General features: G+C 27.3%; 2 pseudogenes. Both read left to right on the forward strand.

The annotated features are described in order from the left end of the window. Nucleotides 1–437 (forward strand): annotated as a pseudogene (locus HMPREF0077_RS10825) (hypothetical protein); the annotation flags it as partial. A gap of 33 nt (nucleotides 438–470) precedes the next feature. Beyond that, a pseudogene (locus HMPREF0077_RS09985) lies at nucleotides 471–979 on the forward strand (single-stranded DNA-binding protein); the annotation flags it as partial.

Below are 979 nucleotides of genomic sequence, written 5' to 3' on the forward strand. Positions count from 1 at the left end.
AAATACAAGTAAGTTTAGATTTAATAAATTACAAGATGAACACCTATGTAGATAAGAACCTAATTGACAGCTTTCAATACACCTATGATCCCTTAGATGCAAGTGATTTAAAAGAGCTAGTACAGATAAAGACATCTATTGGCTTTTGGGATTTTAGTGAGCTTGTATCAGTAAATGAAGAAAAACTGAGAGAAGTAATGGAACTTGAAATAGATGATGATGGCAACTTCTATGATCCATTATCTAAAGATATGGATTTAGATGGAATAATAGATAGAAATGATGCTGACTTTAGAGATAGTAAAGTGCAGGAAATAGGAGATTTTGAAAGGAAAGAAAAAACATCTATTATGGATAAATTAAAGGAATATAAGGGAAATTTAGTAGTAAATAATAATATAAACGAAATAAATAATAGTGAACCATGTGGCAGATAAAACTTTAAATGAGATTATTAGAGGACAAAGAATATGGAATTTGATAGAGATAGATTTAATGAATTTATTCGAGAAAATTTTTCTTTTGATGGTAATACTCAGAGAATAATCAACAATATAGTTGAATATGGAATTAAAAATTTTGCCGATTCAGAAGATAAATTAGTTGAATTTATTCAGACTACAATTGATGATCCAACAGTTGAAGAAATAAAACAATTTATTATTAGTGATGGAAAGGAAGAAGAAATAAAAGATTTAACAGATAAGAAAGATAAAAATAGAAATGGAGGAATAAAAATGAATATAAAAAAAGGAAATGTAATTGAAACTGAATTTGGAGACACTATAGTACTGGATGTGAAAGATAATCAAGCGACCTTATTTGACGGGAATCAATTTATTTTAGCCACAGGAGTAGAATTTGATAAAGAAAGTGGAAAGTATGAATGGGATTCTGTTAGATATGCAAGTGATATAAAAACAATAGCAAATATGGAAAATACAAATTTTGAAAGCATGAAAAATACAATAGATTTTTT

The sequence above is a fragment of the Anaerococcus tetradius ATCC 35098 genome, from assembly GCF_000159095.1.
Classification (GTDB): domain Bacteria; phylum Bacillota; class Clostridia; order Tissierellales; family Peptoniphilaceae; genus Anaerococcus; species Anaerococcus tetradius.